The organism is Streptomyces sp. NPDC058257 (genome assembly GCF_042881845.1).
GTDB lineage: Bacteria > Actinomycetota > Actinomycetes > Streptomycetales > Streptomycetaceae > Streptomyces.
Genome location: NZ_JBHVXJ010000001.1, coordinates 299,415 through 312,405 on the forward strand (window position 1 = coordinate 299,415; position 12,991 = coordinate 312,405).

Genomic DNA, 12,991 nt, shown 5'->3' on the forward strand with positions numbered 1-12,991 from the left:
GGGGCGGGGTCGCGGGTGGGGGCTGGTTACATCGCCGGGTGCGGCTGGTGTGTGGGTTGCGTTCGCGCGGTTCCCCGCGTCCCTGAAGGGGCGCGGGGAACCGCGCACACCAGCGTCACGCGCCGACGCCGCCGGCCCCGCCGCGGCTAATGCGTCGCCCCCTCGGTCACCCGCAGGTCCTCACGGGCCGGCACTGCGGCCAGCAGCAGCGCTCGGACGCCCTGCGCGACCGTCTCGACGGGGAGGGACGGGGCCGAGCCGTCCGGCACCTGGTCCGGGGCCCACGGAACGTGGACGAAACCGCCCCGGGCGTCCGGGAGCTCCGTGGCCAGCAGGTGCGCGAGGCCGTACGCCACGTGGTTGCAGACGAACGTTCCGGCCGTGTTGGAGAGCGCCGTCGGAACCCCCGCCTTCCGCATCGCCGCCACGCAACGCTTCACCGGCAACGTCGAGAAGTACGCCGCGGGCCCGCCCGGCACCACCGGTACGTCGATCGGCTGGGCCCCGGCGTTGTCGGGGATGCGCGCGTCGTCGACGTTGATCGCCACGCGTTCCACGGTGACGCCGGGGCGCCCGCCCGCCTGGCCGAGGCAGACCACCAGGCCGGGCCGGGTCTCGGCCACCGCGGCCCGCAGCGCCGTCAGCGACTCGCCGAAGACGCACGGGAGCCGGACCGCCGTGACGTCCAGGCCGGCCGGTGGCGCGGCGGCGACCGCCTCCGCCGCCTGCCACGACGGGTTCACGGACTCCCCGTCGAACGGTTCGAATCCGGTGAGCAGAACGCGGGGCGTGGACCCGGACATGCGGACCTCCTTGGAAGGCGGGCTAGAAGGCGAAGAGCGACATGATCACGATGTTGCAGCCGAGGAGCGCGAAGCCCGTCGGCAGCTGGGCCTTGATCGGCCCGTACTGGTCCTTCAGTTCGAGGAGTGTCGCCGGAACGATGTTGAAGTTGGCGGCCATGGGCGTGACGAGGGTGCCGCTGAAGCCCGCGAGCATGCCCATCGCGAGGACCGCCGGCTCGTTGCCGCCCATCTGCTGGATGAGCACCGGCCAGCCGATCGCCGCCGTCATGACGGGGAACGCGGCGAACGCGTTGCCCATGATCACGGTGAACAGGAACATGCCCACGCAGTACGCGATCACGGCCAGGTACTTGGAGTTGTCCGGCAGTACGGCGTTCGTGATCCTGCCGACCTGGCTGCCGACGCCGGCGACCGCGAAGATCGAGCCGAGGACGGACAGGAGCTGCGGAAGCAGCAGCGCCGAGCCCATCGCCTCCAGCATCGAGCGGCCGGAGTGGATCGGCGTCGACACCTTGCGCTCACCGGTGACCAGCATCCCGACGACGAGCGCCACGACGCAGCCGATACCGAGCCCGAGAAGGGTGGCCTGGCCGGTCTCGAAGAGGCCCGATTCGTCGAGGAAGGAGGCGCAGACGATGGCGACCAGCGGGATGGTGAGCGCCGGGATGAAGAGCTTGTTGCCGAGCCGCGCCGCCGACTGCTCGCGCTGCTCCTGTGTGGTGGTGACCGGTTCGCCCTTGCCTATGAAGTTGAACCCGGCGAGTGCGATCAGCGCGAGGACCGCGACGCCGAGGGGTTCGGCGGGCAGCGCTTTCGAGCCGCCCGCGACCCCGGTGCCGTAAGGGAAGGTCAGTCCGAGCAGCCCCCAGAAGGCGGCCGATGTCCAGCGCTTGGGGTTGGTCCGGTCCGTCGCCATCTGCACGGCCATGACGACGAAGACCAGACCGATCAGCCAGTAGAGCCATTCGACCTTGATCACTTCGAGGGCTCCTTCGGCAGCGGGATCTCGTGTTCGGCGACGCCGAGCGCCATCTCGCGCTCCAGATGCCTGTCGAGGAGCAGCAGCCGGGCGCCGTGGATGACGAACGCACAGACGGCCAGCGGGATGGCCCACAGCGCGAGCTGGGTGGGTTCGAGGTGCTCGTGGTACGTCGAGTTCACGAATCCGGTGATCAGCAGGATCGAGCCGATCGCGATGAAACAGTCCTCACCGAAGAAGACGCCGACGGTGTCGGCGGAAGCCGAGTAGGAGCGGACCTTTTCGCGCAGTTTGTCCGGCAGCACGGCCCCCGACTTGCGTTCGGCGGCGGCCTCGGCCATCGGCGCGACGAGCGGGCGCACCGCCTGGGCGGGGCCGCCGAGGTTGTTGAGACCGAAGGCGGCAGTGACCTGGCGGACCAACAGGTACGCGGTGAGGAAGCGGCCGGCGCTGAGCTTGCCGAGTTTCCCGATAAGCGTGCGGGCCTGTTCACGCAGGCCGTAGCGCTCCAAGAGGCCGATCACCGGCAGCACGATGGCGAAGACGGTGACGGAGCGGCTGTCGGCGAAGGAGGTGCCGAAGGCCGCGAGGATCTCCAGCGGGTTCATCTTGCCGAGCAGCCCGGTGACGATGCCGGCGACGCCGACCACGAGGACGGGATTGCGGCGCGTGACGAATCCGAGGATCACCACGAGCACGCCGAGCAGAACGATCATGCGGCGGCCTTTTCGATGAGGGACGCATTTATGGATGAGGGATGCACGGACCTTAGGGGATCGTTCAACAATCCGACAAGATGTTTCAGGATTCGGACGTCGAAAAGGTGCGGAAAACCGTGACTCTTGTCGGATCGTTGAACGATCCTCTAGGTTGATCCCGTGATCCACGACGTCATCGACCTCAATGCCGACCTCGGCGAAGGCTTCGGCCGGTGGACCCTCACCGACGACGAGGCCCTACTCTCCGTGGTGACCAGCGCCAACGTCGCCTGCGGCTTCCACGCCGGCGACCCCTCCGTGATGCGCCGGGTCTGCGACCTGGCCGCCGAGCGCGGCGTACGGATCGGGGCGCAGGTCTCGTACCGGGACCTCGCCGGGTTCGGGCGGCGCGCGATGGACGTACCACCGGACGAACTGGCGGCCGAAGTGGCTTACCAGGTAGGGGCGTTGCGGGTGTTCGCCGAAGCGGCCGGCGCCGAGGTGACGTACGTGAAGCCGCACGGGGCGCTCTACAACCGGACCGTGCGCGACGGAGAACAGGCCCGGGCGGTCGTCGAGGGTGTGCGGCTCGCGGGTGGGGAACTGCCCGTGCTGGGACTTCCCGGGTCTCAACTCTTGCGTGTCACTGAGGAGTTGGGACTGCGTCCGGTACGTGAGGCCTTTGCCGATCGCGCCTACACCCCCGAGGGCACGCTCGTGCCGCGCCGCGAGCGTGATGCCGTCATCGAGGACGCGGACGCCGTGGTGCGCAGGTCCGTCGCGTTCGCGGTGGACGGCGGGGTCGAGGCAGTCGACGGGTCCCATGTCGCCGTCGCCGCGCGGTCGTTGTGCGTGCACGGCGACACCCCGGGCGCGGCGGCGATCGCGGCGCGGGTGCGGGTGGCGCTGGAGGGCGCCGGGGTCGAGGTCGGGGCGTTCACGTGAGCATTCGCGTACGGCCTGCCGGGCGAAATGCGCTGCTGGTGGAGTTCGCCGACGCCGAGCACGCGGGGGCGTTCCACGCGGAACTGCTGCGCAGGCGGGGCGCGGGGGTGTTGCCGCCGGTGCGGGAGATCGTGCCGGGGGCGCGGACGGTGCTACTGGACGGAGTGACGGAGCGGGATGCGCTCGCGCGCCAACTGGGCGAGTGGGATGTGCCGTTGGGGGCCGTGGCGGACGGGGACGTCGTGACGATACCCGTGGTGTACGACGGGCCGGATCTGGCCGAGGTGGCGGGACTGTGGGGTGTGACCGAGGAGGACGTGGCCGCGATGCACGCCTCGTACACGTATCGGGTGGCGTTCTGCGGGTTCGCGCCGGGGTTCGGATATCTGGCCGGGTTGCCGGAGGAGTTGCATGTGCCGCGGCGGGCGACGCCGCGGACGCGGGTCCCTGCGGGGGCGGTCGCGTTGGCCGGGGGGTATTCGGCGGTGTACCCGCGGGCTACGCCGGGCGGGTGGCAGTTGATCGGGACGATGCCCGATCCCGGGGTTTTGTGGGATGTGGCGCGGGAGTCCGCGGCGTTGCTGTCGCCCGGGACCCGGGTTCGTTTCGCTCCGGCGGGGTTGACGCCTCGGGGCGCTGCCCCTGCCTCCGCTGCTCAATCGCCGCAGGGGCTTGGCATGCCCGCTGCACCGGCGCCCGCCCCGCGCGAGTCGCGGGGGCTTGAGCGATGACCGTGAAGATCACCGTCGTCCGGGGCGGAGCCCTCACCACCATTCAGGATTTCGGTCGGGTCGGCCATGCCCACCTGGGGGTTCCGCGGTCCGGGGCGCTTGATGCGGGTGCGTTGGGGCTGGCCAATCGGCTGGTCGGGAACGCGGAGGGCGCCGCCGTACTGGAGACGACCCTCACCGGGTGCGCGCTGCGGCCGGATCGAGGGGTCACCGTTGTCGTGGGCGGGGCGCCCTGCCCGGTCACCGTCGATGGTGCGCCCGCGGCCTGGGGGGTCCCCGTGCACGTACCCGCGGGAGCCGTTCTCGACGTGGGTAGGGCCAGTACGGGGGTCCGGTCCTACGTTGCCGTCGCCGGAGGGATCGCCATCGAGCCCGTGCTCGGCAGTCGGGCCACCGATCTGCTCTCGGGACTCGGGCCCGCGCCGTTGAGCGCGGGGGACGTGCTGCCCGTCGGCGAGGCGCCGGGCGCGCAACCCGTGCTGCCGGTGGCGGCGCCCTGGCCCGCTCCCCCGGCCGAGCTCGTCCTGCCGGTGCGGTTCGGGCCCCGCGCGGACTGGTTCACCGAGGCCGCGCGCCTGACCTTCGTCACTGCCGCGTACACCGTCTCGGGCAACAGCAACCGGATCGGGCTGCGTACCGAAGGGCCCGCCCTGGAGCGGGAGTTGGAGGGTGAGCTGCCCAGCGAGGGCATAGTGCTCGGCGCGGTGCAGGTGCCGCCGGACGGGCGGCCCGTGGTGTTCCTCCACGACCACCCGACGACCGGCGGCTACCCGGTGATCGCCGTCGCGGAGGAAGCGGCTCTCGGCGCGGCGGCCCAGGCGGCGCCCGGCACCCCGCTCCGGTTCACCCTCTAGTGCTGGATTCCTCAAACGCTGTACTCATATCGGCGCCGTAGCAGGCGAGTTGATGGTGCAGGACATGAAGAATCCAGAAGGCCCGCCGGCTGCGGAGGCCGAGTGTGACCTCGGGGCCGACGCGGCAGGCGGCGTATTCGTTAAGTGGAGTGTCAGCCCATCCCTTCGGGGGGCCGCAGGCGAGAGTCTTATGACTCGCCTGCGCCTGCCCCCCCATTACCTTCTTCGTAGCCACGCAGGGGGATGGTCTCTCCGCTCCCGGCTCACCAGTTGGAAGGGAAGACAGGTCGCGGTAAATCCTGTTGTGCCGTCCCAGCCGCGACCCGACTTGTCTCTACAGCCGCAGTCACAGCCTGAACGGTCACTGACCTATCGGAAGGGGCCTTATGTCAGCCGTTGTTGTGGTCGGTGCGGGGATCGTCGGCTCCTCAGTGGCCTACCACCTGGCACGTCGGGGTATCCCGGTCACCCTGCTCGAGCAAGGACCCGCACCGGCCGCCGGGGTCACCGGGGACTCCTTCGCCTGGATCAGAGGTGCGGGAGGCCACTGGCCCGGCGGAGCTCAAGATCTTCGCGAACACGTCCGGGCGGACTACCAGCGTCTGGAGAACGAACTGCCCCACGTCACCGTCCGCCGGACCGGTTCACTGTCCTGGGCCGACACACCGACGCAGTACTCACGGCCGGGGCCAGGCCAATTCCGCATCGGCCGACGTGATATCCAAGCCCTGGAGCCCCACCTCCGACACCCGCCCGACCACGCCATCCACACCCCGAGCGACGCAGACCCGTGCGGCGCCTTCTCACGTCATGGGCCGACCACAAGCACCGCCGCTCTCACGGCTGCTACGACTGTGCCGACCAGACCAGGGCCTGAGCGACGATGACGTTCTCACCGTTGAAGGTAACCGCGGGGCCTTCGTGCAGTTCGTAGCCAAGGCCGATCGCGTCACTCACACGTTGACAGAACGCGGCATCGTCCGGTCCGGTGATGACTCGGTAGGCAGGCAATCCGCCTGGTGGTGTGCTCATGAGGAGAAGATTCTCAGACTCACCCGACAACGGGTTCGCACTTGGCACACGCTTCACCGCTCTCGTCGCTTGACGGCCCTCACGAGGGATCGGTGACCCCTCGGGCGGGGCTGAGTCCTTCGACGGCTAGGTGGAAGAGGCGGTCGGCCTGGGCTGCGGGGTTGCTGTGGTGCTCGGTGGCCAGCGCGATGCCGACGGCGAGGGTGAGCAGGTCGTGCAAGTTGACGTCCGGCTTGACCGCCTTGTCGCGGATGGCTTGCTGGAGCAGGGGCGTTCCGGCCGCTTCGATTGTGTTGCCGCAGGAGTGCGGGGCGGGCTCGTCGGTGGGGGGCTCGTAGGTGAGGGTGCTGGCGAATCCGCGGGCGGAAACGGCGTAGGCAACGAGGCCATGAAGCCACTCCAGGAGCGCGGTGCGGCTGTCGTCGGCCCCGCTCAGCCGGCGCGCGCGCTCGCACAGGCCCTCGATGCGCTCCTGGAAGACGGCTTCGAGCAGTGCCCGGCGGGTGGGGAAGTGACGGCGCACGGTGGCCGATCCGACGCCGACGGTGCGGGCGATCTGCTCCAGGGACGCGTCGGCGCCGTGCGCGGCGACTTCGGCTTCGGCGACGGCGAGGATGCGCTGGTAGTTGCGACGGGCGTCCGATCGCTGACCGTTCATGATCTCCTCATTTGCTAAATGGCGGGCCCCGCCATATCTTAGCGGAACGAAAACGGCGGGCCCCGCCGCTTTCCTTTCTCCCGTCTGCGAGGAGCAAGAACCATGCCTACCAACAACGACACTGTCCTGGTCACCGGAGCCACCGGCCGCCAAGGGGGCGCTACGGCCCGCGCGCTCCTGGCCGCCGACGTGCCGGTACGTGTGCTCGTACGCGACCCGCACTCGGAGCCCGCCAAGGCCATCGAGGCATTGGGCGCCGAGCTGGTGAAGGCGGATCTCTCCGACCGGGCTTCCCTTGGCCCGGCCGTCGAGGGGGTCCGCGCGGTGTTCTCGGTGCAGATGCCGCCCATGACCGAGACCAGCGTCGACTTCGTGGGAGAGCTTGCGCAGGCCACCAACCTGATAGACGCGGCGAAAGCGGCGGGAGTACGGCACTTCGTGCAGTCCTCGACCAGCGGAGTCGGTGCGCACACCCAGGCCCCCGGCTGGGCCGAAGGCCGCTGGGCGGCGGTGGAGGAATACTTCAACACCAAGCAGACGATCCTGGACGCTGTGCGGAGTGCGGGCTTCGCCCGCTGGACGGTGATCAAGCCCGCGTTCTTCATGGAGAACCTGCCCGAGCTGGCACCCAACGGGCCCCAAGGCGGCCTGCTGACGGTGCTGAAACCGGACACCGAACTGGCACTGGTGGCCACGGAGGACATCGGCACGGCCGCCGCGCACGCCATAGACGACCCCGACCGGTTCCACGAAGTGGAGCTGGAACTGGCCGGCGACCTGCTCACGATGACGCAGATCGCGCAGAGGTTGTCCGCCGCGTGGGGCGTAACCGTGACCCCACCCTCCATGAGCCTTGAAGAGGCCCTCGCGGCAGGCATGCCGATGTGGGGAGCCGGACACGAGTGGACCAACGAGGTCCTCGCGCCAGCCCGGCCCGAGTTCGCCCGGGCGCTGGGCATCCCTCCGACCACGTTCGCCGACTGGGCACACGAGCATCTGACGCCCGTGTCCCACTAGCCCTTGAGCCTGTGGGGCTCGTTAAGTCATCGCTGCAGGTGGAAGTCTGGCGAAAGGACCTCGGCGGTGGCTGAGATGGTGCACTGGTGATCCCTGCCTTGCTGTACCGAGCCACCCGGGCGTTGCTGTCAGTACCTGCGGTCCTGCAAGAGGGCCGCTGGCCTCCGGGCCCGGCATGACTGTTCCCCCTTGTCGAACGGATGGCCTGGGAGGGTGGTGTCACCGGGCCCGAGAGGCGCCGTAGGAGACGCTGATGAGAGGTCCGACTACCGCCTGGCCGAACGCAATGCCCGGCCGTTCGCGGGCGGCAGGTCTGCATAACGTGGATGCGCGCATACGACGCCAACGCCCTGGCCAGCACCGCACGAACCTCGTTAGGGAGGATGGGTTGGACGACATCGCGCGTGCACTGACGCGCCGTGGAACCGTTCACACCCGCGAGCCACGGACCGGATGCATCTCCGGTGGCCCTGCCCGCCTGCGGACGGCAGTCCACTACGGCAGGCCCTAGCGGAACACACCTTCACACGCAGTCCGTGTCCACGGCCGACGACCTGGTCACCGCCGTCCCCCGCTCGACCGGCAGCAACCCGTCGCGTGCCCAGGCCGACCACGAATCCACGTACAGGCCCACCCGCTGCCCGAGCAAGGCTCCGGCGAACACCAGCAGCGCGCTGGACACACCACCGCCGCAGTAGGCGCCCACCCCGTGGCCGCCGATCGCCCGGCGGGACAGGAACCACTTCCGCAGTTCGGTCGGTGACCTCAACAAGCCGTCGGAAGCGACCAGTTCGGCCGAATGGGCGTGGATCGCGTGCGGGACGTGGCCGGTCCTCGGGTCGTCCAGCGCTCCGTTGTAGGCGCTCAGGGGGCGCGAGTCGAGGAGTGTGCCGTAGTCCGCGACCTCCAGGACCTCCGCCGCCGTCGTCAGAACGTGTCGGCCACCGTTCCCGCCCGCGGGCGGCGTGCCGTCCCGGACCGGAGCGGGCTGCCGTGTCTCGCGCGGGTCGCCCGTCGGCCCGCCCGCCCGGGTCCACGCCGGCAGGCCACCGTCCAGAACGCGTACCGAGCGGAAACCGGCCCAGGTGAGGACGAACCACGCGCGTGCGGCGGACGACAGTTCCTCGATGCGGCGGGTGTAGAGGACGAGGTCGTCGACGGGAGAGACACCGTACGCGAGCAGAGTGGCGTGTACGGCAGTGCGCTCCGGCAGCGGCAGGTGGCCGCTGCCGGCCGTCGGGCGGCCGGCGAAGTCGGACTTGACCGAGGTGCGGATCGCGCCGGGGATGCTTCCCTGGATCGGGTCCGGCCCTGGTGCCATCACCCGCCACGGAGCGACCTCGATGAACACCGAGTGTGCCCTTTCGACGTACGCCGTCCGCGCCTTCACGAGGGCGGAGGCAGCGGCCGCCGTCATCCTGTGGATCCCGATGTGTGTGGCACGAACACCACCGGCAAGCTCGCCTTGAGGGCGTTGTAGATGCGGCACCGCTTCTTGTACTCGGCGACGAGCTCGTCGGCCGTGACATGGTCGACGCCGTCGATGAAGCACTCCAGGATGAGCGTGCCGAGATAGTCACCCTCGGCCTTGCGCTCGATCCGGGCGAAGATTTCCACTTGGCGCTCGGGCTGGCCGCCTTCGAGGAAGTCATGGCGGAACGCGTTGAGCGCGCACGACACGAGGGAGGCGACGAGCAGGTCGAGCGAGCTCGCTTCCTCACCCGGGCCGCCGCTGCGCACCGATCCGTCCGACACCATCTCGAATCCGGGCCCGGCGATGGCGTACCGGCCACGGATGTCGGTGGTCCGCCCGTGCAGGTTGCTGACCACGGTAGTTCTGTCGCTCACCGGAGCGATTCTAGGCGCGCGGCGCGTGGCGGGCCGTGGGCGCCGGGATCTGGACACCACCGCTGGTGGTGGCCTCGCGGAGTTGGTCGGCCAGCACCAGGACAACGCGTGTCAGGGACCGGTTGTCCTCCCGCAGGACAGCGATGTGGTGTTCCAGTTCCGCGATCCTGGCGAGCAGTTCGCGTCGGCCCGTTCCGTGCTCCTGGCGACCGGTCGGCGCGGCCGGCGGTTGCCAGCCGTCCTCGTGCCCCTGCCCCGGCCCCTCTCCCTGTCCGTCGACGGAGTCGTAGTCGTAGCTGCCGTCGTCGTAGCGGTTGAGCCACTTGCGCAGGGACTGCGGGCCGACCTCGTACTCCTCGGCGACCTCGCGGACGATCGCGCGGTTGGTGGGCTCCGCGAGGCGCCGCTGGTGTACGCGTTCGACGGCACGCCGGCGCACCTCGTCGGTGTATTTCTTGTCAAAAACCACGCTGGCTTCCCCGTTCGTGAGACTGCAATGTTGCTGTCACGCTACTTACCGCGCGCCGTGCAAACATATCGAACTACGGGTTAGCAGTAACCAGCTGCTACCACGCGGCATCTCCACTCCCCGTGTGACGGCGGGGCCCCATAGCGGCCTGAACAGCAATGATGCGCAGGTGGCGGGGTGTTGATGCGTACGCCGTCCGCGTTTCACGAGATGTGGGACGCGGGTCCTGAGGCAGGAAGTTTTATGTATCGCTTCTGGTATCGCTTCTGGTATCGCTTCCTGCGTCACTGCCACACCTTCGCCTGAGGCAAGTGCACCTGCGTGGCGCTGCGCGGTCGTTGATGGCCGCACGGCCGCTGCAGCTCGCCCCTGCGCCGAACGAGAGGAAAGACAAGCCGTGTTCAGTTCACGTCCGTGGCGGCGGCTCGCCGCAGTGGGCGCCGTTTCGGCGCTTCTCACCACCGCCGCCTGCTCGGGCAGCGGCGGGCAGAGCGACACAGCCGCCTCCGTGGCGGAGAAGGACCGCTACGGAGGCACGCTCAACATCGGCCTCAGCGCCGACCCCGGCGGCGTCGACGCCGCCGTCGTCAACCAGGTCTGGCGCACGGCGGCCCGCTCCCTGACCGACTCCCTGGTCTTCTACAACCCCAAGACCAAGAAGGTCGAGCCGTGGCTCGCCACGAGCTGGACGGTCAGCAAGGACGCGCGGACGTACTCGTTCGAGCTGCGGGACGACGTGACCTTCCACGACGGCACCAAGCTCACCGCGAAGGTGGTCAAGGCCAACCTGGAGAGCCTGAACCGGCCCGGCATCCACTCCAGCGCGAAGACCATCGTGCAGGGCATCAGCAAGATCGCAACGCCCTCGGAGCACAAGGTGACCGTCGAGTTCGCGGAGCCGAACGCCGCCTTCCTGACATCTCTCTCTCGTGCCTATGTCGGCATCGTCTCGCAGAAGACGGCAGAGCTCCCCGTCGAGAAGCGGCAGAAGTATCTCGACGGATCCGGCCCCTTCTACCTGAAGGAGTACGTCCCGAACCAGCGCATCGTGCTGAAGAAGCGCAAGGACTACGACTGGGCGCCGAAGTACTTCAAGCACAGCGGGTCGGCCTATCTCGACCAGGTCGTCTACAAGATCATTCCCGAGGACTCGGTGCGCAACGGCGCGGTCATCGGGGACGACGAGCTCCAGTTCGTCTACTGGGTGAACGCCAAGTACGTCCCGCAGCTGAAGGCCGCCGGCCTGAAGATCTCCAAGACGCTCAACCCCGCGACCGGGACCGAGATACCCCTGAACACGTCCTCCAAGTTCCTCAAGGACGTGCGGGTGCGCCAGGCGCTCCAGGTCGGCGTGGACCGCGAGCAGTTCGTCAAGATCGCCTCGGGTGGCGTGGACCAGCCCGCGACCGGTCCGCTGAGCAAGGACAACCCCGCCTACTCGGACCAGAGCGCGCTGCTCAAGTACGACCCGAAGAAGGCCAAGTCGCTGCTGAAGCAGGCCGGTTGGGGCAAGGTCGGCTCCGACGGCATCCGCGTCAACGCCCAAGGCAAGCGGCTGTCGCTGCGTGCCCCGCGCGACGACGCCGCATGGCAGGCCCTGCAGGACCAGTGGAAGAAGCTCGGCGTCGAACTCGTCCTCGACCCACCGCTGGAGGCCGAGGCGAACGAGAAGCTGCTCAGCGGCGAGTACGACGTCGCCTACTGGTACGCCTCCACGCCCGATCCCGACGTGCTGCGCGCCAACTACGGCACCACGGACGGCTCCGACCGCAGCTTCATCGCGGACGACGACAAGACGGGCAAGAAGCTCGACAGGCTCCTCCAGGCGCAGAACCAGACGACCGACAAGGACAAGCGCCAGAAACTGGTGGACCAGGCGTCCCGCATCCTCATCGAGCAGGCCTACGAGGTGCCGCTGTCCAACGACGTCGACATCTGGGCCCACTCGCCGCGGCTGCACGGCACCACACCCGTCGGGCTCGATCAGTACCTGATCAATGCCTGGCTGGCGAAGAAGTAGCCCGATGAAACGGTACGGTCTTCGACTCCTGTACGGCCTGATCGTGGTCTGGGGCGCCTTCACCGGGGCGTTCTTCCTGCTGTACGTCGTTCCCGGTGACGCGGCGGGCGGCCTCACGGCCGGCGGCGACGGCGCCGACGTCAAGCAACTCCTCGCCGAACAGCGCGAGTTGCTCGGCCTGGACCGCCCGGTGTGGGTGCAGTACTGGGACGCGCTGACCGGAGCGCTCCACGGCGACTTCGGGCAGAGCGTCTACCAGCGACGCCCGGCAGTGGAGGTGTACTTCGAGTCCTTCCCCGAGACCCTCAAGCTGGCGTTCACCGGGCTGCTCCTCGCGGTGGTGCTGGGGGTGACGCTGTCGGTGGCCATCGAGCTGACCAACTGGAAGTGGGCGCGGGAGGCACTCATCTCGCTGCCGCCGATCGCGGTGTCGCTGCCCCCGTTCCTTGTGGGTCTGGTCCTGTTGCAGGTGTTCGCCTTCCAACTGCACTGGATCAAGGCGGTCAGCGACCGGGGCACCGGAGGGCTGCTCGTCGCCTCGGTCGCCCTCGCGGTCGCCGGCTGCGGCAGCATCTCGCAGCTCCTGACGGCCAACCTGCGCGGCGCCCTGACGTCGCCGTACGTGGAGACGGCCCGCAACTGGGGGCTCAGCCGGTTCGACATCGTCGTCCGGCACGCCCTGAAGAACGCGGCGCTGCCGGTCGTCACCTCGCTGGGCACGACCGTCGGCGTGATGGTCGGCGGGACGGTCCTCACCGAGACCGTGTTCTCGAGGCTCGGTGTGGGGCGTCTCGTGGTCGACGCCGTGAACGGCCGGGACATGCCGGTCGTCCTGGTCGCGGTCACCATCAGCGCGGTGATCTTCGTCGTGGTGAACCTCGTCGTCGACGCCGTCTACCCGCTGCTCGACAAGCGGATCCAATGGGACGGATGA

At 69.1% G+C, this 12,991-nt stretch carries 15 protein-coding genes; 7 read left to right on the forward strand and 8 right to left on the reverse strand.

All coding sequences use genetic code 11. From position 1 onward, the window contains the following. Positions 1-146: 146 nt before the first annotated feature. Genes pcp through ACFVXC_RS01250 form a run of 3 tightly spaced genes read right to left on the reverse strand, consistent with a single transcriptional unit; the run spans position 147 to position 2,501 of the window. Positions 147-803 (reverse strand): pyroglutamyl-peptidase I, encoded by a 657-nt coding sequence (gene pcp, locus ACFVXC_RS01240; RefSeq protein WP_389900350.1) that lies wholly within the window; start codon positions 801-803, stop codon positions 147-149. Positions 804-825: 22 nt separating this feature from the next. Further along, positions 826-1,785, reverse strand: a complete 960-nt coding sequence (locus ACFVXC_RS01245) for a DUF979 domain-containing protein (RefSeq protein WP_389900351.1) — start codon at positions 1,783-1,785, stop codon at positions 826-828. Beyond that, positions 1,782-2,501 (reverse strand): DUF969 domain-containing protein, encoded by a 720-nt coding sequence (locus ACFVXC_RS01250; RefSeq protein WP_389900352.1) that lies wholly within the window; start codon positions 2,499-2,501, stop codon positions 1,782-1,784. Before ACFVXC_RS01250 ends, ACFVXC_RS01245 begins: the two co-directional genes overlap by 4 nt. Positions 2,502-2,663: 162 nt before the next feature. Here ACFVXC_RS01250 and ACFVXC_RS01255 point away from each other — a divergent pair, with 162 nt between their 5' ends. The 4 genes from ACFVXC_RS01255 (at position 2,664) to ACFVXC_RS01270 (ending at position 5,900) form a co-directional block, all read left to right on the forward strand. Next, positions 2,664-3,428, forward strand: coding sequence for a LamB/YcsF family protein (locus ACFVXC_RS01255; protein WP_389900353.1), 765 nt, complete (start codon positions 2,664-2,666; stop codon positions 3,426-3,428). Further along, a complete protein-coding gene (locus ACFVXC_RS01260) occupies positions 3,425-4,159 on the forward strand; it encodes an allophanate hydrolase subunit 1 (protein ID WP_389900354.1) in 735 nt (244 codons plus the stop codon). Before ACFVXC_RS01255 ends, ACFVXC_RS01260 begins: the two co-directional genes overlap by 4 nt. Further along, positions 4,156-5,013, forward strand: a complete 858-nt coding sequence (locus ACFVXC_RS01265) for a biotin-dependent carboxyltransferase family protein (RefSeq protein ID WP_389900355.1) — start codon at positions 4,156-4,158, stop codon at positions 5,011-5,013. The genes ACFVXC_RS01260 and ACFVXC_RS01265 overlap by 4 nt, the downstream gene beginning before the upstream one ends. Positions 5,014-5,399: 386 nt before the next feature. Continuing rightward, on the forward strand, positions 5,400-5,900 hold the full coding sequence (locus ACFVXC_RS01270) for an FAD-dependent oxidoreductase (protein ID WP_389900356.1): 501 nt from the start codon (positions 5,400-5,402) through the stop codon (positions 5,898-5,900). On the opposite strand, the gene ACFVXC_RS01275 is transcribed toward ACFVXC_RS01270, so the two are convergent. Both ACFVXC_RS01275 and ACFVXC_RS01280 read right to left on the reverse strand, forming a co-directional pair. Next, a complete protein-coding gene (locus ACFVXC_RS01275) occupies positions 5,860-6,045 on the reverse strand; it encodes a DUF1737 domain-containing protein (RefSeq protein WP_389900357.1) in 186 nt (61 codons plus the stop codon). The two genes, ACFVXC_RS01270 and ACFVXC_RS01275, sit on opposite strands and share 41 nt — an antisense overlap. A gap of 79 nt (positions 6,046-6,124) precedes the next feature. Further along, positions 6,125-6,703, reverse strand: a complete 579-nt coding sequence (locus ACFVXC_RS01280) for a TetR/AcrR family transcriptional regulator (protein ID WP_389900358.1) — start codon at positions 6,701-6,703, stop codon at positions 6,125-6,127. Positions 6,704-6,805: 102 nt separating this feature from the next. Between ACFVXC_RS01280 and ACFVXC_RS01285 the strand changes: the two genes are divergently transcribed. Continuing rightward, a complete protein-coding gene (locus ACFVXC_RS01285) occupies positions 6,806-7,720 on the forward strand; it encodes an NmrA/HSCARG family protein (RefSeq protein ID WP_389900359.1) in 915 nt (304 codons plus the stop codon). A 523-nt stretch (positions 7,721-8,243) separates the two neighbouring features. Here the strand turns inward: ACFVXC_RS01285 and ACFVXC_RS01290 are convergent. Genes ACFVXC_RS01290 through ACFVXC_RS01300 form a run of 3 tightly spaced genes read right to left on the reverse strand, consistent with a single transcriptional unit; the run spans position 8,244 to position 10,037 of the window. Then, a complete protein-coding gene (locus ACFVXC_RS01290) occupies positions 8,244-9,137 on the reverse strand; it encodes a sulfurtransferase (protein ID WP_389900360.1) in 894 nt (297 codons plus the stop codon). Continuing rightward, positions 9,134-9,568 (reverse strand): OsmC family protein, encoded by a 435-nt coding sequence (locus ACFVXC_RS01295; RefSeq protein ID WP_389900361.1) that lies wholly within the window; start codon positions 9,566-9,568, stop codon positions 9,134-9,136. The genes ACFVXC_RS01290 and ACFVXC_RS01295 overlap by 4 nt, the downstream gene beginning before the upstream one ends. 10 nt (positions 9,569-9,578) lie before the next feature. Continuing rightward, the gene (locus ACFVXC_RS01300) at positions 9,579-10,037 is read right to left on the reverse strand and encodes a transposase (protein ID WP_389900362.1); all 459 of its coding nucleotides are present in this window, start codon (positions 10,035-10,037) and stop codon (positions 9,579-9,581) included. A gap of 397 nt (positions 10,038-10,434) precedes the next feature. Between ACFVXC_RS01300 and ACFVXC_RS01305 the strand changes: the two genes are divergently transcribed. Both ACFVXC_RS01305 and ACFVXC_RS01310 read left to right on the forward strand, forming a co-directional pair. After that, complete coding sequence (locus tag ACFVXC_RS01305) at positions 10,435-12,057, forward strand: ABC transporter substrate-binding protein (protein ID WP_389900363.1); 1,623 nt, start codon at positions 10,435-10,437, stop codon at positions 12,055-12,057. Positions 12,058-12,061: 4 nt separating this feature from the next. Beyond that, positions 12,062-12,991: an ABC transporter permease gene (locus ACFVXC_RS01310; protein WP_389900364.1), complete on the forward strand. Its 930-nt coding sequence runs from the start codon at positions 12,062-12,064 to the stop codon at positions 12,989-12,991.

Excerpts from the sequence above, each read along its gene's own strand:
- pcp (WP_389900350.1), bottom strand. The coding sequence starts at position 803 with ATGTCCGGGTCCACGCCCCGCGTTCTGCTCACCGGATTCGAACCGTTC.
- ACFVXC_RS01250 (WP_389900352.1), bottom strand. The coding sequence starts at position 2,501 with ATGATCGTTCTGCTCGGCGTGCTCGTGGTGATCCTCGGATTCGTCACG.
- ACFVXC_RS01265 (WP_389900355.1), top strand. The coding sequence starts at position 4,156 with ATGACCGTGAAGATCACCGTCGTCCGGGGCGGAGCCCTCACCACCATT.
- ACFVXC_RS01270 (WP_389900356.1), top strand. The coding sequence starts at position 5,400 with ATGTCAGCCGTTGTTGTGGTCGGTGCGGGGATCGTCGGCTCCTCAGTG.
- ACFVXC_RS01275 (WP_389900357.1), bottom strand. The coding sequence starts at position 6,045 with ATGAGCACACCACCAGGCGGATTGCCTGCCTACCGAGTCATCACCGGA.
- ACFVXC_RS01280 (WP_389900358.1), bottom strand. The coding sequence starts at position 6,703 with ATGAACGGTCAGCGATCGGACGCCCGTCGCAACTACCAGCGCATCCTC.
- ACFVXC_RS01285 (WP_389900359.1), top strand. The coding sequence starts at position 6,806 with ATGCCTACCAACAACGACACTGTCCTGGTCACCGGAGCCACCGGCCGC.
- ACFVXC_RS01290 (WP_389900360.1), bottom strand. The coding sequence starts at position 9,137 with ATGACGGCGGCCGCTGCCTCCGCCCTCGTGAAGGCGCGGACGGCGTAC.
- ACFVXC_RS01310 (WP_389900364.1), top strand. The coding sequence starts at position 12,062 with ATGAAACGGTACGGTCTTCGACTCCTGTACGGCCTGATCGTGGTCTGG.